At 57.0% G+C, this 18881-nt stretch carries 17 protein-coding genes; 8 read left to right on the top strand and 9 right to left on the bottom strand.

The window, feature by feature from the left end:
* The first annotated feature begins 1 nt into the window (after nucleotide 1).
* The 3 genes from FHC49_RS02700 to nfsB all read left to right on the top strand — a co-directional run bounded on the left by FHC49_RS02700 (nucleotide 2) and on the right by nfsB (nucleotide 1721).
* A complete protein-coding gene (locus FHC49_RS02700) occupies nucleotides 2-577 on the top strand; it encodes a TetR/AcrR family transcriptional regulator (RefSeq protein WP_185669553.1) in 576 nt (191 codons plus the stop codon).
* Nucleotides 577-945 (top strand): MmcQ/YjbR family DNA-binding protein, encoded by a 369-nt coding sequence (locus FHC49_RS02705; protein WP_185669552.1) that lies wholly within the window; start codon nucleotides 577-579, stop codon nucleotides 943-945. The genes FHC49_RS02700 and FHC49_RS02705 overlap by 1 nt, the downstream gene beginning before the upstream one ends.
* A gap of 122 nt (nucleotides 946-1067) precedes the next feature.
* Nucleotides 1068-1721 (top strand): oxygen-insensitive NAD(P)H nitroreductase, encoded by a 654-nt coding sequence (gene nfsB, locus FHC49_RS02710; protein WP_185669551.1) that lies wholly within the window; start codon nucleotides 1068-1070, stop codon nucleotides 1719-1721.
* A gap of 96 nt (nucleotides 1722-1817) precedes the next feature.
* On the opposite strand, the gene FHC49_RS02715 is transcribed toward nfsB, so the two are convergent.
* Entirely contained in the window at nucleotides 1818-2657 is an 840-nt protein-coding gene (locus FHC49_RS02715) for a helix-turn-helix transcriptional regulator (protein ID WP_220438677.1), read from the bottom strand.
* Between the two features lie 131 nt (nucleotides 2658-2788).
* On the opposite strand from FHC49_RS02715, the gene FHC49_RS02720 reads away from it, so the two are divergent.
* Together FHC49_RS02720 and FHC49_RS02725 are read left to right on the top strand one after the other, a co-directional pair.
* Entirely contained in the window at nucleotides 2789-4216 is a 1428-nt protein-coding gene (locus FHC49_RS02720; protein WP_220438557.1) for an MFS transporter, read from the top strand.
* 78 nt (nucleotides 4217-4294) lie between these two features.
* Entirely contained in the window at nucleotides 4295-5539 is a 1245-nt protein-coding gene (locus FHC49_RS02725; protein ID WP_185667055.1) for a mechanosensitive ion channel family protein, read from the top strand.
* Here the strand turns inward: FHC49_RS02725 and FHC49_RS02730 are convergent, their stop codons facing one another.
* Nucleotides 5540-6439, bottom strand: a complete 900-nt coding sequence (locus FHC49_RS02730) for a LysR family transcriptional regulator (RefSeq protein ID WP_220438559.1) — start codon at nucleotides 6437-6439, stop codon at nucleotides 5540-5542.
* 133 nt (nucleotides 6440-6572) lie between these two features.
* On the opposite strand from FHC49_RS02730, the gene FHC49_RS02735 reads away from it, so the two are divergent.
* Both FHC49_RS02735 and FHC49_RS02740 read left to right on the top strand, forming a co-directional pair.
* Nucleotides 6573-7379, top strand: a complete 807-nt coding sequence (locus tag FHC49_RS02735; protein ID WP_220438561.1) for an alpha/beta fold hydrolase — start codon at nucleotides 6573-6575, stop codon at nucleotides 7377-7379.
* Complete coding sequence (locus FHC49_RS02740) at nucleotides 7376-8272, top strand: DMT family transporter (RefSeq protein ID WP_220438562.1); 897 nt, start codon at nucleotides 7376-7378, stop codon at nucleotides 8270-8272. The genes FHC49_RS02735 and FHC49_RS02740 overlap by 4 nt, the downstream gene beginning before the upstream one ends.
* Nucleotides 8273-8320: 48 nt before the next feature.
* On the opposite strand, the gene FHC49_RS02745 is transcribed toward FHC49_RS02740, so the two are convergent.
* The 6 genes from FHC49_RS02745 to FHC49_RS02770 form a co-directional block, all read right to left on the bottom strand.
* Nucleotides 8321-9301, bottom strand: a complete 981-nt coding sequence (locus FHC49_RS02745) for a LacI family DNA-binding transcriptional regulator (protein WP_185667058.1) — start codon at nucleotides 9299-9301, stop codon at nucleotides 8321-8323.
* Nucleotides 9302-9376: 75 nt separating this feature from the next.
* Nucleotides 9377-10528 (bottom strand): Gfo/Idh/MocA family protein, encoded by a 1152-nt coding sequence (locus FHC49_RS02750; protein WP_220438564.1) that lies wholly within the window; start codon nucleotides 10526-10528, stop codon nucleotides 9377-9379.
* Entirely contained in the window at nucleotides 10525-11553 is a 1029-nt protein-coding gene (locus tag FHC49_RS02755; protein WP_220438566.1) for a sugar phosphate isomerase/epimerase, read from the bottom strand. Before FHC49_RS02755 ends, FHC49_RS02750 begins: the two co-directional genes overlap by 4 nt.
* A gap of 19 nt (nucleotides 11554-11572) precedes the next feature.
* Nucleotides 11573-12814: an MFS transporter gene (locus FHC49_RS02760; RefSeq protein ID WP_185667061.1), complete on the bottom strand. Its 1242-nt coding sequence runs from the start codon at nucleotides 12812-12814 to the stop codon at nucleotides 11573-11575.
* 212 nt (nucleotides 12815-13026) lie between these two features.
* A complete protein-coding gene (gene pheP, locus FHC49_RS02765; protein WP_220438568.1) occupies nucleotides 13027-14418 on the bottom strand; it encodes a phenylalanine transporter in 1392 nt (463 codons plus the stop codon).
* A gap of 144 nt (nucleotides 14419-14562) precedes the next feature.
* Nucleotides 14563-16755, bottom strand: coding sequence for a TonB-dependent siderophore receptor (locus FHC49_RS02770; RefSeq protein ID WP_220438569.1), 2193 nt, complete (start codon nucleotides 16753-16755; stop codon nucleotides 14563-14565).
* A 309-nt stretch (nucleotides 16756-17064) separates the two neighbouring features.
* Here FHC49_RS02770 and FHC49_RS02775 point away from each other — a divergent pair, with 309 nt between their 5' ends.
* Nucleotides 17065-17895 (top strand): EamA family transporter, encoded by an 831-nt coding sequence (locus FHC49_RS02775; RefSeq protein WP_220438571.1) that lies wholly within the window; start codon nucleotides 17065-17067, stop codon nucleotides 17893-17895.
* Here the strand turns inward: FHC49_RS02775 and FHC49_RS02780 are convergent.
* Nucleotides 17892-18794 (bottom strand): LysR family transcriptional regulator, encoded by a 903-nt coding sequence (locus FHC49_RS02780; RefSeq protein ID WP_220438579.1) that lies wholly within the window; start codon nucleotides 18792-18794, stop codon nucleotides 17892-17894. The two genes, FHC49_RS02775 and FHC49_RS02780, sit on opposite strands and share 4 nt — an antisense overlap.
* Nucleotides 18795-18881: the final 87 nt, after the last annotated feature.

Consider the following 18881-nt stretch of genomic DNA (forward strand, 5'->3'; position numbering starts at 1 on the left):
AGTGGCTCGTCCGAAGAGTGAAGATAAAAAACAAGCGTTACTGGACGCTGCGACCAGCGCCATTGCCCAATCCGGCATTGCCGCATCGACTGCGCTAATTGCGCGCAGTGCGGGGGTTGCAGAGGGTACGTTGTTTCGCTATTTCGCCACCAAAGACGACCTGCTTAATGCGCTTTATTTGCATCTGAAAACCGGCCTGTGCGAGGCGATGAAAGCCGGGCTGGTGGATACCGAAGTACCAAAAGACTTTACCCATAGCATCTGGAACAGCTACATCGACTGGGGCGTACGCAACCCGACCGGACACCACGCGCTGCGACGCATGGCAGTGAGCGAAAAAATCACCGAAGAGACCACCGCCCAGGTGAAAGCGATGTTCCCGGAGCTGCAAAAGCTCTGCCAGCGCTCGGTGCGCCCGGTCTTTATGTCCGATGACTTCCGCGCCTTTGGCGATGCGCTGTTCCTGTCGCTGGCGGAAACCACGATTGAATTTGCCAGCCGGGAACCGCAGCGTGCCGATAAGTTCAAAGCGCTGGGCTTCGAAGCGATGTGGCTGGCCCTGGCGGAAGGTGAGTAATGGACGGTAAAACGCTGCATGAACGGGCGCACGAGTTTGCGCTAACCCTGCCCTTCTCCGACATCTACTGGCCTTTCGGCCCGGAGTACGATGTTTTCACGGTTGAGGGTAAAATGTTTATGCTCAAGGCCTATCTGCGCGGCGAACCTATCATCAACCTGAAGGTTGACCCGGAACAATCGTTGCTGCATCAGGCTATCTACCCGCACATCAAGCCGGGCTACCATATGAACAAAAAGCACTGGATTTCGGTTCATCCTGGCGATGAGATCACGGTCGATCTGCTCAACAGCCTGATTGAAGATTCGTGGAATCTGGTGGTAAACAAGCTGCCAAAACGCGTGCAACAGCGCGTGCGTCCCGTTTGATTTTGCGTTAAATGCGATAAGTGTTATCGCATTTTACACCCTTCTCATTTGTTAAATCGCGCGGTACCCTGCTTTGATACGACGCACCGATTTGCGGTGTTTTTTATCATTCAGGAGTGTTTATGGACATCGTTTCCGTTGCTAAAGCGCGCTATTCCACCAAAGCCTTTGATGCCAGCAAAAAGCTGACCACCGAGCAGGCTGCTGCTCTGAAAACTCTGCTGCGCTATAGCCCTTCCAGCACCAACTCCCAGCCGTGGCACTTTATCGTCGCCAGCACCGACGAAGGTAAAGCGCGCGTGGCGAAATCCGCAGCGGGCGGCTACGTGTTCAACGAACGCAAAATGCTGGATGCTTCTCACGTAGTGGTATTCTGCGCGAAAACCGCGATCGACGATGCCTGGCTGGAAAAAGTGGTGGATCAGGAAGATGCCGATGGCCGTTTTGCGACGCCAGAAGCCAAAGCCGCTAACCACAAAGGCCGCACCTTCTTCGCCGACCTGCACCGTAAAGAACGTCACGACGACGCGCAGTGGGCAGCTAACCAGACCTATCTGAACGTGGGTAACTTCCTGCTGGCGATGGGCGCAATGGGCCTCGACGCAGTACCGATCGAAGGCTTCGACGCCGAGATCATGGACGCCGAGTTTGGCCTGAAAGAGAAAGGCTTCACCAGCCTGGTCGTGGTGCCGGTTGGCCACCACAGCGTGGAAGACTTCAACAAGGCGCTGCCAAAATCTCGTCTGCCGGAAGAAGCGGTGATTACCGAGATCTAATTTAGCTTCTGTGCCTTCCCGGCGGCGCTTCGCCTGGCCGGGCTACTCGAATACTGTAGCCCGACCAGGCGAAGCGCCGCCGGGATCTACTCTGTACTACAACCTCGCCAACACCCCTTCTCCTACCTCATCTACCGGTAAATACACCAGCAGACGCGAGCCGTTGCGCGGCGCGGAGTACCAGTACATCTGCTGGAGCTGAAATTCGCCGAAATCAGGGTGGCGGAACGTTTTGATCTGGTTTTCGACGCCGCGCACTTCGTAGCGCTGGTGCCAGAGGGCTTCAAACTCGGCGGAGGCGGCGAAGAAGCGGGCAAGCTTGTTCTCCCACGCCGGTTCTCCCCGGTGTTCGGCCATCGCGGCGCGAAAATAAGAGACGAAATTGCCCAGTACGTCAGGGTTAGCCAGGCGACTACGCCAGCCGGGATGGGTCAGATACAGGTAGATACAATTTCGGTCATCTTCGGGAATGATGGAAAAATCGACGCCCATCAGCCGACAAAATGCCTCATTCCACGCCACGATATCAAAATTGGGCTTCTGAATACTGGCCGGTTGAGGCAGCAAACTGTCCAGCATACGGCGCGTGCCGGGGCTGATGCCCTCGCACTGAGGAACATTGGCGGACTCCAGCGGCGTCAGCCCCGCCAGCACGAACAGGTGGCGCGTCTCAAGTTCGCTGCACTGGAGCGCCTCGGCGACCGCTTGCATTACCGCCACCGACGGATTAACCTCGCGCCCCTGCTCAAGCCAGGTATACCAGGTCACGCCAACGTCCGCCAGCATCGCCACCTCTTCGCGACGCAGGCCCGGCGTGCGCCGTCGCCCGCTGCGCGGTAACCCCAACCGCTGTGGATCGAGACTTTCCCGTCGCGCCCGAAGAAATGCACCCAGTTGCTTACGGTTATCCATCTGCCGTGTCTGCAATACGTCCATTTCACTGTGGCTGATGAGGCTCATGGTATCTCCAGCATAGTAGTGCCAGTACCAGTATAACCAGGAACTGGTACCCGTTTATTTAATCAGCGATGCTACGTCCAATCGCTGAATGACGCAATGGAGTCACCATGAAAACGTCTGCTGTTTCACCCGGTCGCGCAGGGCTTTTCCTGTTGCTGACCGGCCTGATGTTACCCCAAATCGATACCTCGATTACCAACGTCGCCCTGGATTCCATCACCGAGTCTTTGCATGCCAGCCCCACCCAGCTTGAGCTGATTGTGGCGCTGTACGGCGTAGCGTTCGCCGTCTGTCTGGCGATGGGCAGCAAGCTTGGCGACAACTATGGTCGCCGCCGTCTGTTTATGTGGGGCGTGGCGATTTTTAGCCTCGCGTCGCTGCTGTGCGGCGTCGCTAACTCAATTACCGCCCTGCTCGCCGCCCGTACGCTTCAGGGCGCCGGCGCGGCGCTTATCGTGCCACAGATCCTCGCCACGCTGCACGTTACGCTAAAAGGAACGGCGCATGCCCGCGCCATTAGTCTGTACGGCGGCATTGGCGGCATTTCGTTTATCGTCGGGCAGATGTTCGGCGGCTGGCTGGTGTCGGCGGATATCGCCGGGATGGGCTGGCGTAACGCCTTCTTTATCAACGTGCCCATTGGCCTGCTGGTGCTGGCGTTCAGCCGCCGTTACGTGCCGGAAACCCGCCGTGATGAACACTCCACCATCGACTGGCAGGGCACCTTTAGCCTTGGGCTTATTCTCTGCTGCCTGCTATTTCCAATGGCGCTGGGGCCGGAGCTGCACTGGCCGTGGTCGATGCGCCTGATGCTGCTGGCGATTATCCCCCTGCTGTTCTGGATGCGTGCCACCGCGCTGCGCAAAGAACAACGCGGCGAGCATCCACTGCTGCCGCCACGCCTATTGCAGCTGGCCAGCATTCGCTTCGGTATGGTGATTGCGCTGCTGTTCTTCAGCGCCTGGTCCGGGTTTATGTTCTGTATGGCGCTGACCATGCAGTCCGGCCTCGGCATGGCTCCGTGGCAGTCGGGTAACAGCTTTATCGCCCTTGGCGTGGCCTACTTCCTGTCGGCAATGTACGCGCCGAAGCTGATTGCACGCCACAGCATGGGACGCATTCTGGTGGCCGGTCTGGTGGTGCAAATTAGCGGCCTGCTGCTGCTGATGGAGACCTTCCACCACTACGGCCAGGCGACCACCACGCTGACGCTGGTACCCGCCACGGCGCTGATTGGCTACGGTCAGGCGCTGATTGTGAACTGCTTCTATCGGGTGGGAATGCGCGACATTACCGCTAACGATGCGGGCGCGGGCAGCGCGCTGCTGAGTACGCTGCAGCAGGCCACGCTGGGGCTGGGCCCGGCGGTATTTGGCTCGTTGCTGCTGATGCTGATGCGTAACCATCACGGTAGCTATCCGCAGGCGATGATCGGCTTTCTCGGCGTAGAGGCGGTGATGATGCTGCTGCTGGCGGTCATTGCCATTGGCCTGCGCCATCATTTAAACCGTAGCCCGACAATGGCAATTTCCTGATTATTAAGTTCCTGTATACCTGTTTGCATATTATAGCCAGCCTGGTCATTATTAAAGGCTGGCTATATAGGAGACGTTATGCAGGAACTCATTTCCCAGATAGAAGAGATGGGCATTGAAATAAACCATACCAATTCGCTGGTGATCATCTTTGGTATTATTTTTCTCACTGCCATCATTGTTCATCTGATTTTACACCGTCTGGTGCTGCGCACCTTCGAAAAACGGGCGCAGGCCAGCAGCCATTTATGGCTGCAAATCATCACGCAAAATAAGCTGTTTCACCGACTGGCGTTTACGTTACAGGGGATCATTGTTAACGTGCAGGCCGTGCTGTGGCTGCAAAAAGGCAGTGAAGCGGCGGAAATATTAACCACGGTGGCGCAACTGTGGGTAATGCTATATGCCCTGCTGTCGTTCTTCTCGCTGCTGGACGTTATTTTTAATCTGTCGCAAAAGCTCTCCTTCTCCTCTCAGCTTCCGCTTAAAGGCATATTCCAGGGCGTGAAACTGGTGAGTGCGATTCTGATTGGCATCCTGATGATCTCCCTGCTTCTGGGGCAGTCACCGGCGATTCTGATAAGCGGTCTGGGGGCCATGGCGGCGGTGCTAATGCTGGTCTTTAAAGACCCGATCCTCGGTCTGGTGGCCGGTATTCAGCTGTCGGCGAACGATATGCTGAAGCTCGGCGACTGGCTGGAGATGCCGAAATACGGCGCCGATGGTGCGGTCACCGATATTGGCTTAACCACGGTCAAAGTGCGTAACTGGGATAACACCATTACCACGATTCCCACCTGGTCGCTGGTCTCTGATTCATTTAAAAACTGGAGCGGCATGTCGGCTTCCGGCGGGCGTCGAATTAAACGCAGCCTGAATATTGATACCACCAGCGTCCATTTCCTCGATGAGCAAGAGCAGCAGCGCTTAATTCAGGCGCGACTGTTAAAACCGTATATGGACTCTCGTTACCAGGAAATTAGCCTGTGGAATCAGGAGTACGGCAGCGATGATTCGGTGCTTAACCTGCGTAAAATGACCAATATCGGCACCTTCCGCGCCTATCTCAACGAATATCTTCGTAACCATCCGAAAATTCGCAAGGATATGACGCTGATGGTACGCCAACTGGCGCCGGATAATAACGGCCTGCCCATTGAGATATATGCGTTTACCAACACCGTTATCTGGGCAGAATATGAAAGTATTCAGGCCGATATCTTCGACCATATTTTCGCTGTGGTCGAAGAGTTTGGCCTGCGGATACATCAGTCGCCAACCGGTAATGATATTCGCGCCCTCGCGGGTGCTATCGGGCAGTAATCACACCACCTCAGGCGTCTGAATCAGGGCGATAAACTTGTCAGCCAGCGGATTTTTCCGGCTGGCTGACCAGGCCACCGCCGTGGTGATCACCTCAATCGTCTGGTCGAGCGGCACCGTCACCACGTTGGCCGGTGACAGACGCTCCAGCGAATCCGGCACCAGCGCAATCCCCTGCCCACAACCGACAAAAGCAATCTGCGAAGAGACCGAACGGACGTGGTGGATAATCCGCGGCGAAAAACCTTCGCTGCGGCAGGCAGCGGTAATGCTGTCGAAATAGACCGGGCTCAGGTGGCGAGAAAACATCACCCACTCTTCCTGCATCAAATCACGCAGCGCGATCCGAGGCTCGGCTGCCAGTCGATGCTGACGAGGCAGCGCCACTACCAGTTCAGCGCTGGACAGAGGCAACAGCGTAATGCCCTCGCCCATCTCCCCGGTGAGCCGCGCAAAGGCCAGATCGATCTCGCCGTTTTGCAGCGCCAGCACCGCTTCGGCGCTGTCGATCTCCTTAATGGAAATCACGATATCGGGGTAGCGCGCTTTCATCTTATCAATCAGCGGCGGCAGCACGTCGAGCATGGCGGTGCTGATGGCGCCAATGGTCAACATGCCGGTATGCCCAGCCACCGCTTCGTTCACCGCCAGTTCCAGCCGCTCAACCTGCTCGGCAAAACGTTTGACCGCCGGAAGAATGGCCAGCCCGACGGGCGTGAGCTGCACGTTACGCTTTGAACGGTCAAACAGCTGCACTTTCAGCGACTGCTCCAGCACCTGAATCTGCTGGGTTAAGGGCGGTTGCGTCATACCAAGCCGCTTCGCCGCGCGGCCAAAATGTTTCTCCTCCGCCACGGCGAGAAACAGCCACATATGGCGAATAATGCGAAAATTGATCATCTCTGCATGGCTCCTTTCAATGCCCACGCCAAACGATATTAAAAATATATCAGAGCATTACTTTAATACGATTTTACATATCAGAGAATCACGGCGACGATAGCCATCCCACGAATGAATAAGAAGAGTGACCATGCCCCACGAATTTCACCGCGCGCGCCTTTCGCTAACGGTACAAGCAACACCAATGCAGGTGGCCGCCATTCATCGCACCGGTAACCGTGAACCTATTGTGTTTCTCCACGGCTTCGGTTCAACCAAAGAAGACTATGCCGATATCGTACGTCATGCCGCCTTCGACGGGCGACCGTTTCTCGCCTACGACGCCCCCGGTTGCGGGGAGACGCAATGCCCAAACCTGCAAAAAATTTCGATTCCGTTTTTAGTCGAGACGGCGCTTGCGCTGATTGACCAACTGGGCTTCCAGCGCTTTCACCTCGTCGGCCATTCCATGGGCGGCCTGACCGCGCTGATGCTGGCGCACGCCCACCCCGAGCGGGTGCTAAGTTTTGTCGATATCGAGGGCAATATCGCCCCGGAAGATTGCTTCCTCAGCCGCCAGGCGATTGATTATCCGGACGGCGACGATGAGCAGTTTTTCGACGATTTTATCGTCCGTACTCATCAGTCCCCGGCGTGGGCCAGCGCGCTTTATGCCGCCAGCCTCAAACATAAAGTGCGAGCGGCAGCAGTCAGGCCCATTTTTACCTCGATGGTGGACTATTCCGACCACGGCGACCTGATGGCGAAGTTTTTAAATCTGCCCAGCCCGAAAATGTTTATGTACGGTGAGCAGAACAACACGTTGAGTTATCTGACGGATATTGAACAGCGCGGCGTGACGCTTGCTGAAATTCCCCACTGCGGGCACTTCCCGATGTATTCCAACCCGGTAGTGATGTGGCAACGCATCAGCGAGCACCAGGAACAGGCACGGTGAAACTGCATCTCACTTCCCGGGTTGCCGGGTTTTCACTGGCGATACTCGCGGCGTTCGGTTTTTCGTTTAAGGCGATATTCGTCAAGCTGGCTTATGAGGTCGCACCGGTTGACCCGGTCACGCTGCTGATGCTGCGTATGTCGATGTCCCTGCCGCTGATTGCGCTCACCGCGCTGCCGGTACTGCGTAAAATACCCACGCTGCATCGCCAGGATTACATCCTGCTGGCGGTGCTCGGGGTGGCGGGTTATTACGCTTCGGCGATGCTCGATTTTATGGGCCTGCAATACATTACCGCCGGGCTGGAGCGGCTGATTCTCTTTACCTACCCGATGCTGACCATCTTGATTGGCGTCTTTTTTCTCGGCAAAACCTTTGAGAAGAAACTGCTGCTGGCGATGCTGCTCTCTTACGGCGGCATTCTGATTGCCTTTGTGCACGACCTTGGGCTCACCGCCGATAGCCATTCGGCACTGATCGGCGGGTCGCTGGTGTTTGGCTGCGCTATCACCTACGCCATTTATAACGCCGGGGCGGAGGTGGCTATCGGGCGCATGGGGGCAATCCCGTTTTCAATGCTGGCGCTGCTGGTGTCAATTGCGGCAACCCAGGTGCACTTTTTTGCCACCCGCCCCGTTGCCGCACTCAATCTGCCGTGGCAGGTGTATGCCTATAGCGCAGGGATGGCGGTATTTTCCACGGTGATGCCGATATTCTGGCTGTCGTCGGCTATTCACCGCATCGGCGCGGCAAAAGCGGTGCTGATTGGGTTAATTGGGCCGATTCTGACCATTCTGTTTAGCTGGTGGCTGCTGGACGAGCCGTTGTCGGTGGAGCAGTTACTGGGTACGGGGCTGGTGGTGTGCGGGCTGCTGGTGGTTATCAGGCGGTAGGATAAACATTGCCGGATGGCGGCGAAACGCCATCCGGCAACGCTAATATCAGGCGCTGGCGCGGGGAATAAAACGCCACTCCAGCATCACCCGCTCTGGGGCAACGTCCGGGTTGTCGATTTTGTTGAGCAGCAGCGTGACCGCTTTGGCGCCAATCTCTCTTGATGGCTGCTGCACGGTGGTAAGCTGCGGCGAGACCATCTCCGCCAGCTCCGTGCCGTCGAAACCGACTACGGCGATATCTTCCGGTACGCGCAGCCCGGCCTGCTCGATGGCGCGAATAGCTCCCGCCGCCAGTGAGTCCGAGATAGCAAATACCGCATCCGGGCGCGGGTTCATCGCCAGCAGATTTTTCATCGCCGCCTTGCCCGCCGCCGCGCTGAGATCGTCGGCATACTCCACCGCCGCGAAATCGAGCCCCTGCTGTTGCCGCACGTCCTGATAGCCCTGCTCGCGCAGGCGGGCATATTTATAGCTTAAATCATGGTTAATCAGGGCAATACGTTGATGCCCCTGCGCCGCCAGATAGCCTACCGCGTGCTGGGCCGCATCAACGTCGTTAATACCCACGCAGGAAACGTCTCCCGCATCGGCATATTCGGCACACTGCACCCACGGCGCGTCGCCAATCACCGTGGTCAATTCCGGCAAGCGAGCAAACGCATCCATGGTGATAATGCCGTCCACCATCTTGCCGGTCAGCAGACGCAGGCCAGACTTCGAACGTTCGATATCAGAGCCGGAGTTGCAGAGTAAAATACGATAGCCGTTTTTCTCCGCTTCCTCTTCAATGCCCTTCACCACTTCCGCGCAGAACGGGTTGGCGATGTTTGACACCATCACCAGGATCATTGAGCTACGCGCCGTGCGCAGCTGGCGCGCCAGCAGGTTCGGTTGATAGTTACTCTCTTTGATAGCCTGAAGCACCCGCTCGCGGTTCTTCGCTTTCACCGTTTCACTGTTGTTCAACACCCGCGATACGGTGGCTACCGACACGCCCGCCAGCTGGGCGATTTTCTGAATTGACATGCTATGCCGTTCCCTGCAATTAACGCTTTGCGTGCAGGCTACCATAAAAACGGGCCCAGCGTACCGGTCGCCCGGTTATTGTTCGACGCTGACCCAGCGCCGCTGCTGATGGCTTTTCACAATTGCGTCAATAAGATACATCACGTTCGCTCCCTCGCTAAATGAGGCAAAGCGGCGCTCATGCTCCTGCGGCATCCTCCCTGCACGCACCGCCTGGTAGAAATTGAGCATCATGTTTTTAAACGCGTCCGGCCAGCCTTCGTTGTGCCCGCCGGGGAAGTGGGCCTGCCCGGCGACGTCGCGGTTCAACAGGCAGGGGTCATCGCTCAGCAACTGGTTCGGCTGGCTACGATGGCCAATCCACAGTTGCTGCGGCGTTTCCTGATCCCAGGCCAGTGAGCAGGCGCTGGCGTTGATATCAAAGTGGAGGCGGTTTTTGCGCCCCGCGCTTACCTGCGAGACGCTAAAGCAGCCTTTGCTGCCATCGTCGAAGCGGAACAGCACCGAACCGGCATCTTCAGTGGTTACCGGCACGTCCTGGTACCCGGAGGAATCAGGCTGATCGCTGAAGGTTGCCTGCGCCCCGAGGCTGGCTTTGCGCGTCGGCCAGACGATCGCGAGGTCGGCCATCACTTCAACGATGCGTCGCCCGGTGACATACTGCACCGTATCGCACCAGTGCGAGCCAATATCGGCCACCGCTCGGGAAACCCCGCCCTGTTGCGCATCCACGCGCCAGTTGAAGTCGTTTTCCAGCAGCATCCAGTCCTGATGGTAGCCACCGTAGGCGGAGAAAAGTCGACCAGCGCTGCCGTCACGCATCATGCTCGCCGCCTGCTGCACCATGGCAAACTGGCGATAAACAAAGCTCACGCCATGCACCACGCCCGCCTCTTGCGCCATCTTAACCAGCTCGCGCGCCTCATCGGAGGTCATACATAGCGGTTTTTCAGAGAAAACATGTTTCCCCGACCGCAGGATCTTCCGGTTCACCTCAGCATGTAAAAAGTTCGGGGTGCAGTTATGCACCACCTGTAGCCCAGGGTGCGCCAAAAGCGCATCAACGTCGCCATAAGCGTGCGGAATATTAAGCTGCCGCGCCTTCTCCTGCGCCTGCTCCAGCGAAGCGTCGCACAGCGCTACCACCTCAACAAACCCCAGGCGGCGCAGCGCTTCAATATGCGCCGGGCCAATAAAACCTGAGCCAACAATACCGACCTGAATCATCCGCGTACCTCGCTGCCCGCGGCAAAGTCATCAAAGGCCCGTGCGGATACGGGAATGATATGCCGTTTGATAAATTCGCTGCCTTCGCGCGCGCCGGTCTGCGCGTCCTTCAGGCAGCACTCCCACTCCATCACCGCCCAGCCGTCAAAATCGTACTGGCTGAGTTTGCTGAAAATCTTTTTAAAATCGATATCGCCATCGCCGAGCGAGCGAAAACGTCCGGCACGATCCAGCCAGTTCTGATAACCGCCGTAGACGCCGCTGCGCCCGTTGCGCTCGAACTCCGCGTCCTTGACGTGGAACGCCCGAATGCGCGAATGGTAGATATCGAGATACGCCAGGTAGTCGATATTCTGTAGGTGCAGATGGCTCGGGTCGTAGAGCATGTGGCAGCGCGGGTGGTTATCTACCTTCGCCAGGAAACGCTCGAAGGTCACGCCGTCGTGCAGGTCTTCACCGGGGTGAATTTCGTAGCACAAATCGACGCCGTGCTCGTCAAAACAGTCCAGAATAGGCCGCCAGCGGTTAGCCAGTTCGTTAAACGCGTCGTCCAGCAGCAGCGCGTTATGCGGCGGCCACGGGTAGAAGTAAGGCCACGCCAGCGCCCCGGAGAAAGTGGCATGCGCCTTCAATCCTAGACGCGCCGACGCGCGCGCCGCATTTTTCACGCTCTCAACCGCCCACTGCTGACGCGCCGCCGGGTTGCCGCGTAGCGCCGCGGGGGCAAAGGCATCAAACGCGTTGTCGTAGGCCGAATTCACGGCTACCAACTGGCCTTCAAGGTGCGTAGAAAGTTCGCTAATAACCAGCCCGTGCTCGGCAAGCCTTCCGGTAATCTCATCACAGTAGGTCTGGCTGGTCGCCGCCTGCTGCAGATCGAAAATCCCCGGGTGGTTGCACGGCAGCTGTAGCGCCTTAAACCCCAGCCCTGCGGCCCACTCTGCTAGCCCATCGAGCGTATTAAACGGCGGCTCTGCGCCAATAAACTGCGCCAGAAAAATGCCCGGTCCCTTGATGGTTTTCATACCCCCTCCTTTCAAAAAATTACGCCTGCGCTTTCTCGTCATATTTGAACGAGACAAGGAAAATCAGTGCAATAACCACTGCGGCCACCGCCGGGATCCACCAGAAATTTACCCAGGCTGCCGGAATGGTTTGCCCAGCAACCAGATGGTTGTAGAGCGAGCCGGAAATCTGCGAGCCCAGCAGCATGCCGATGCCGTAAGTGAACATCACCACCATGCTCTGCGCCTGCCCTTTCACCTTTTCGCCCGCCACGCGGTCGGTGTAAATAAAGCCCACCACGAAGAAGAAGTCATAGCAGACACCATGCAGCAGAATGCCGAGGTACAGCAGGAAGCGCGTCTCTTCGTTGATGCCCAGCGCAAAGAACATATAGCGCACAAACCACGCCAGCATGCCGATGAGCAGCATGTACTTCACGCCCAGGCGGCGGAACAGCAGCGGAATAATCAGCATGAAGAAGATTTCCGACATCTGACCGAAGGACATCGCGGTACTGACATCCGCCACGCCCGCGTCCGCCAGGAACGAGGCAGTGTAGGCGTAGTAGGTACCGAGCGGTACGGAAATCAGCGTGGCGCAGACGGCGAACACCAGGAAGTGACGGGTTTTCAGTAACGCAAAGGCGTCGGCACAGAACAGATCGCGCAGCTTAAGCGGCTGCCCTTTCGCCGGTGCCGGCGTGTGCGGCAGCGTCAGGCTATAGACCGCCAGCACCACCGAGCACAGCGCTGCCAGCGTGAAGATACCGGTAGTGTCGGAGATGCCGGTCACGCCGATAAAGATCCCGGCGACAATCCAGCCGATAGTGCCGAACACGCGCACCACCGGGAAGGTTTTGTCGATATTACTCAGGCTGTGGAACGCAATGTTGTTGGTCAGCGCCAGCGTTGGCATGTAGCACAGCGTGTAACCGAACAGCAGCGCAATCAGCAACGCGCCGTTTTCCGCCACCAGCGCCTGCGGCACAAACCACAGAATCGCCGCTCCGAGCAGGTGCATCACCGCCATCACCTTTTGCGACGGGAAGAAGCGGTCAACCAGCATGCCGAGGACGAACGGCGACAGGATCGAGGCAATCGGCCCCGCCGAGAAGGCATCGCCAATCAGCAGCGACATGTTGTACTGGGTCATCACCAGGCCAAGCGTCACCGACCAGCTTCCCCAGATAAAAAACTGCATAAACATCATTAACGACAGGCGCGGGACTAACAGCCGGTGCTGTACGCCGCTTTGTTCACGACTTTCCGTTGTAGACACCATGTTTTCACCCTCAAAAGTAATCGATTACAAAACTCACTCAGAAGAAAAGTAATCGATTACAAAAAGAAGATCCCGTCTGCCGTTGTCAATTTGGGAGAAGCGTCACGATTAAAAAACAGGCGGCTGTCGGAAGGGAATCGCTGGGGATAGGAGCACGACGGAAATGGGCGGTGCATTCCCGGGGTCGCATGCGCTCGCCCGGGCGGGAAAACTTACGCTTTGCGGCGTAAGGTTTTGAAGGCAACGAACAGGAACAGCACCCACACCGGCAGCAGGATCGCCGACAGGCGCATGCCGTCCATGGTGCACATCAGCACGAGGATCATCAGCAGGAAGGCGATACATACGTAGTTGCTGGCCGGCGCCCACAGCGCTTTGAACTTCGCTTCGCGGCCTTTACGGCGCATGGCGGCACGGAACTTGAGGTGCGCCATACAGATCATTATCCAGTTCAGCAGCAGCGTTGCCACCACCAGCGCCATCAGCAGACCAAAGGCCTTTTGCGGCAGCAGATAGTTAACCAATACCACCAGCGAGGTGATGGCACCAGAGAGCAGCAGTGAGTTCACCGGCACGCCGCGCTTGCTCACTTTCGTCAGGAAGCGCGGAGCATTTCCCTGCACGGAGAGGCCAAACAGCATGCGGATGTTGGAATAAACGCCGCTGTTGTAGACCGACAGCGAGGCCACCAGAATGACGAAGTTCAGCGCTGATGCCACCACATTACTGTCAAGATTGTGGAAGATCATCACAAACGGGCTGCTGTCAGACTGAATGCCCTGCCACGGGTAGAGCGCCAGCAGCACAATCAGCGAGCCGATATAGAACAGCAAAATACGGTACACCACCTGGTTAACCGCTTTCGGGATCGTGGTCTCCGGGCTGCGCGCTTCCGCCGCCGTAATACCGATAAGCTCCAGTCCGCCGAAGGAGAACATGATCACCGCCAGCGACAGAATCAGCCCTTTCCAGCCGGTGGCGAGGAAGCCGCCGTCGCGCCAGAGGTTGCTGATACTGGCATGCTCACCGCCGTTGCCGGTCGTCAGCATCCAGATACCAAAGCCAATCATGCCGATAATCGCCAGCACTTTAATTAGCGCAAACCAGAACTCGGTTTCGCCATACAGGCGCACGTTGACCAGGTTCACGGCGTTAATCAGCACAAAGAAGCCCGCCGCCCAGATCCAGGTAGGGACGTGCGGCAGCCAGTATTGCATATAGATCCCGGCGGCGGTCAGTTCGGCCATGCCCACCAGCACGAACATAACCCAGTAGTTCCAGCCAGAGAGAAATCCGGCGAACGGCCCCCAGTATTTATAAGCAAAATGGGCAAATGACCCGGAAACCGGCTCTTCCACTACCATCTCGCCAAGCTGGCGCATTATCAGAAAAGCGATAACGCCAGCGATGGCGTAGCCCAGCACGACCGCCGGGCCTGCCATTTGGATGGCCGGGCCAATGCCGAGGAACAGACCGGTGCCGATGGCACCCCCGAGGGCGATTAATTGAATATGGCGGTTCTGTAATCCGCGGTGAAGCGTCGGGTTATTATCCGACGAGGCATCCGGTTGATTCTGGCTGGATGCTGATGACGCGTTTTTCACGTCTATCCCCTTAGCATTTTTATGAAGGGGCACCTTTTAACACTTAGCGCCGCTTGCCGCAAGGCCATCAGCACCGGCTCCCCAGATATAAAAAGCCCCGAAACGCACGCGCTTTCGGGGCAATAACCCTATTTTAGCAATGACTTAGAAGTCGTAGCTGACCGAGACTTTTAAGGTGCGCGGCTCGCCCTGGTAGATATAGATGCCGGTGTCATCAGCGCCAGACCAGTAGTTCTGGTTGGTCACGTTGGTTACGCCCACGCGCCACACCAGATCGTTCTGCTCCTGATTCAGGCGCATGCGGTAGCGCATTCCCAGATCCAGCGTCGTGTAGCTATCGAGCTTTTTGGTGTTGGCGGTATCAGCATACTGAGATCCAGTGTGGTTCACCCGCGCGGTGGCCGTGAGTCCATCAATCGGTTTGATGTCATATTCTGCCCCCAGCACCGCGTAGAAGCGGGATACGCCAATCGCATCGTTCCCATCATTAGTGCCGCCTGCGGTTTTGGTCAATTCAGGATCAATCCACAGCGTGCTGCCGGTCAGACGCAGGCCGAGCATCGGCTCACCAAAGACGTTCAGCTCCACGCCGCGGTTACGCTGCTCGCCGTCCATCCGGTAGTAGTTGTCGCTATCTGTAACGCCAGAAGGCTTTTTAATCTGGAATACCGACAGCGAGCCACCAATGCGCTCGTAGTCAATTTTGATCCCAATTTCATCCTGCTTTGAGTGGGCAATACCAATACTATCGCCATAGTTTTCAGTACCTTCAGGAGCATTATCGGATGGCTGCAGCGCTTCAGTATGGTTAGCGTACAGAGACACGGTTTCCCACGGTTTGTAGACCAGGCCAAATGTCGGCATCCAACGACTTTCGGTAAAGCTTGAAGGCGTCTTTTCAAGGCCGGTCTGGTTATCGTAGTTTCGAATCACCACCTTCTGATAGCGTGCCGCAGCGGTAAAGAGCAGGCTATCGTCAAAGAAGCCTAGCGTATCGCTAAACAGCCAGCCCTGAGTACGGCTACGTGTTGAGGTTAACGGATCGTCATAGTGGCCGCCCTTTGGATTCGGCTTATAATCCGGCATATTCACGTCATGGCTGTTGTAGATATTGATAGTCGGGTTTTTATTGCTATCAGACATACGCCAGGCAGTTGCATCACGACGTATCTGCGCCGAGTAGCCCACGTTTACGTTATGGGAGACAACGCCGGTATCAAAGCTACCGCGAATGCCGCCCATACCGCTGAAGCTGTCAATAATGCGGTTGGTATCCATACGACCAACGGTGGCATTGCCATTAACGTTAGTCAGCTTCGGCGCAGCGTAGGTGCCGATTTCATGCGCGTGCTGCGCGCCCAGCCCGGCGTAGGTTGTCCAGTTATCGGTCAGGTCATACTCGGTTTTAACCATGCCGAATTCGTTTTCGATATCGCTATAACCCCACTTCTGCGCATAGCTTTTGGTGGCGTCCGGCACCGCTGGAATTTCGGTAATCTTGGCTACACCCACGCCCATCTCACCGCCGTGGAAGGTCTTTTTCTGATAGCCAAAATCCAGCGAGGAGCGCAGGCGGTCACCGCGATAGTCGAGGCCCAGCGACGCCAGGGTGGTACGACGCTTGTCGTTGTCGACACGCCCTTCTCCTTCACGGTGCAGCACGTTCACGCGCGCGCCAAACTGGTTGTCATCACCGAAACGACGCCCAACATCCAGCGAGCCGCCCACCTGGGAGTCAGAGGTGTAGTCCACGCCGACGCGCGTGGTTGGAATGTCTTCAGCGCGTTTAGGTTCAAGGTTAATCATCCCGCCCACGCCGGAGCTTGCCGCGCCGTTAACCAGCGCGTTCGCCCCTTTAAAGACTTCGATGCGCTCCAGCATCTGGGTGTCCATCACCTGACGCGGCACCACGCCGGAAAGACCGCCCATGGTCATATCATCGCCATCGAGCTTAAAACCACGAATGCGGTATGTTTCCGCAAAGTTACCGTAGCCCTGCACCGCCTGAACGCCCGCGTCGTTTTTGACCACGTCAGCAATGGTTTTAGCCTGTTGATCCTGCACCAGCTTCGAGGTGTAGCCGATAACGTTGAACGGCACGTCCATCGCCTTCTGCTCACCGAGCATTCCCAGGCGACCGCCGTGGGCAATTTGTCCATCCAGGTAAGCGGGCACCAGATCTTCACCACCGGCTTTGAAATCGCTGCCGTCAACGCCTTGAACCACCATCGTTTCAGGCTGATTTTTCCCGGTTGTGGCATCTTCAGAGGTTGCGGCGTAGGCCGCAGGCAGCACGGTGCTTATCGCCAGTGCCAACACGGAGAGCTTAGTTTTCATGAGAACATCCCTTGGTATCGAATAAAAAATTCATTGCCGGTACCAACGGGGTTTTCGCTTCTCACGCCCCAGAATCACCCTGTGAAATGCTCTCACCGATTACTGAGCCAGCCGGATAACAACAATGAATAAAAATGAGATCGAGAACTACACTCATTATCAAAACGTGATCAAGTATCAATCAGTAGTAGCAACGGGGAATAACCACAAAAATTTCATGCTGTTGTTAGCGGGCCAGCGCACAAAACAATATGCCGCCACCGTGTGGCTTCATGCATAATTATTCCATCGCTCTCAGAGGACTCTTCCGTGCTGCTCAAAATTATCCTGGCTATGGTCGCCTTTGCCGCCAACTCTCTGCTTTGTCGACTGGCGTTAAAGGGGCTGCATATGGATGCGGTATCGTTTAGCAGCGTGCGTCTGCTGAGCGGGGCGATAGCGCTTTTTCTGCTGCTGCAGCTACCGGGGCTTCGTCGCAAGCCGGAGTTTAACTGGCTTAATGCCGCGCTGCTGGCAACCTATGTATTTGCCTTCTCACTGGCCTATCTGTCGTTAACCACCGCCGCCGGGGCGCTGCTGCTGTTCGGCACCGTACAGTGCGTGATGACCGGATGGGGGCTGATGCGCGGCGAGCGCCTGACCGCGCTGAAAAGTCTCGGTATGCTGGGGGCGATGGGTGGGCTGGCGCTGTTACTGCTGCCCGGTGCGGGGCATCCTTCTGGCAGCGCATCGCTGTTGATGATCCTGTCCGGCGCGGCGTGGGCCGTTTACTGCATTACCGGCAAGAGGGTACAGAATGCGGCAGCGGCCACCACCGGGAATTTCATTCTGGCGGTTCCGATGGCGCTGGCGGTGTTGCTGCTCAGTGGTTTTCACGTCCATGCGGATGCCGTGGGGCTGATGCTGGCAGTGCTCTCCGGGGCGCTGATGTCCGGCGGGGCCTATTTGCTCTGGTATTCGCTATTACCCCAGCTCAGCCCCACCACTGCCAGTACGCTGCAACTCAGCGTACCCTGCCTGGCCGCACTGGGCGGGCTGATCTTTATGGGCGAAGCCATTGATATGCGCATGCTGTTGGCGATTGTTATCACCCTTTCCGGCATTGGTCTGGTCATTGCGGCGGACAGACGGCGGATTTAATCCGCGCGCCTACTCACCTCCCGCCACAGCGCAGACAGGCGGGTGAGCGTGTCATCAATTAACATCCGCTTTTCGCTACCCGGTCGCCAGATGGTCACCATAGTCTGGCTAATACCTTCATTACCCACCACCGTGGGAATCGCGGAAACATGTTTCCAGCGCGCCGCCTCAAAATGGGTCGGTAAAAATCCCCATCCGCACCCGGCCTCCATCAGGCTGCGCAGCATCTCAAGCTCGTTGGCCACAATGATATTGCCGGAGATTTGCAGCCGCCGCGCCATGGGTACATCGCTTGCAGAGTGCATCACCACCTGCGGCGTTAAAGAGAGATCAAGCAGTGAACAAGGACGCACGACATCGGCAAACAGCGACTCTGCGGCGTAAAAATCCATGTCGATGGCCCCAAGCGCACGCCACTCCATATCGCTGCCGACGCTGTGGTTGTTAGCCTGAAAGAAGCCCAGATCGGCCTGCCCGCTCGCCAGCGCTTTTTCACCTTCAGCGCGTGAGGTGCATCTCAGGCTCAGACGGATCCCCCGCGTCGCCATCTGGGTAATTAACGCCTGCAAAAAACGGCGCGGCGTAAAGGGATCGTAGGCAATGCCCAGCTCCTGCGCCTCCGTTGATGGCACCTGACGGGCAAACTGTTCGAAGGCTCTAGCCTGACGCATCAGCAGGTGCGCCTGGCGATGAAGCTGTTCGCCTTCAACCGTCAACTGTAGCGCTCGCCCCTGACGGACAAACAGCGGGTAGCCAAGGCCATCTTCCAGCAGATCGATAAGATCACGAAGCGTAGTGCGATCTTTTTCCAGCTTTATCGCGGCCTTCATCAGGCTGCCGTGCTCTGCAACGGCGGTAAAGGCTTCAAGCTGTGAAAATGAGTAAGACAGTGACGGCACGCTGGCTCCTTTTGCAGTACATGCGGGGGTTTTTCCCCCATTACGCGTTTTTGATTATAGTGCGGCGATTTTTATACTGCACCCATC

It is taken from the genome of Kluyvera sp. EC_51 (assembly GCF_019584505.1).
Taxonomy (GTDB): domain Bacteria; phylum Pseudomonadota; class Gammaproteobacteria; order Enterobacterales; family Enterobacteriaceae; genus Kluyvera; species Kluyvera sichuanensis.

Bases quoted from the DNA above. Each gene is read 5' to 3' on its own strand.
- FHC49_RS02705 (WP_185669552.1), top strand. From the start codon at position 577: ATGGACGGTAAAACGCTGCATGAACGGGCGCACGAGTTTGCGCTAACC.
- nfsB (WP_185669551.1), top strand. From the start codon at position 1,068: ATGGACATCGTTTCCGTTGCTAAAGCGCGCTATTCCACCAAAGCCTTT.
- FHC49_RS02715 (WP_220438677.1), bottom strand. From the start codon at position 2,657: ATGGACGTATTGCAGACACGGCAGATGGATAACCGTAAGCAACTGGGT.
- FHC49_RS02720 (WP_220438557.1), top strand. From the start codon at position 2,789: ATGAAAACGTCTGCTGTTTCACCCGGTCGCGCAGGGCTTTTCCTGTTG.
- FHC49_RS02725 (WP_185667055.1), top strand. From the start codon at position 4,295: ATGCAGGAACTCATTTCCCAGATAGAAGAGATGGGCATTGAAATAAAC.
- FHC49_RS02730 (WP_220438559.1), bottom strand. From the start codon at position 6,439: ATGATCAATTTTCGCATTATTCGCCATATGTGGCTGTTTCTCGCCGTG.
- FHC49_RS02735 (WP_220438561.1), top strand. From the start codon at position 6,573: ATGCCCCACGAATTTCACCGCGCGCGCCTTTCGCTAACGGTACAAGCA.
- FHC49_RS02745 (WP_185667058.1), bottom strand. From the start codon at position 9,301: ATGTCAATTCAGAAAATCGCCCAGCTGGCGGGCGTGTCGGTAGCCACC.
- FHC49_RS02750 (WP_220438564.1), bottom strand. From the start codon at position 10,528: ATGATTCAGGTCGGTATTGTTGGCTCAGGTTTTATTGGCCCGGCGCAT.
- FHC49_RS02755 (WP_220438566.1), bottom strand. From the start codon at position 11,553: ATGAAAACCATCAAGGGACCGGGCATTTTTCTGGCGCAGTTTATTGGC.
- FHC49_RS02760 (WP_185667061.1), bottom strand. From the start codon at position 12,814: ATGGTGTCTACAACGGAAAGTCGTGAACAAAGCGGCGTACAGCACCGG.
- FHC49_RS02770 (WP_220438569.1), bottom strand. From the start codon at position 16,755: ATGAAAACTAAGCTCTCCGTGTTGGCACTGGCGATAAGCACCGTGCTG.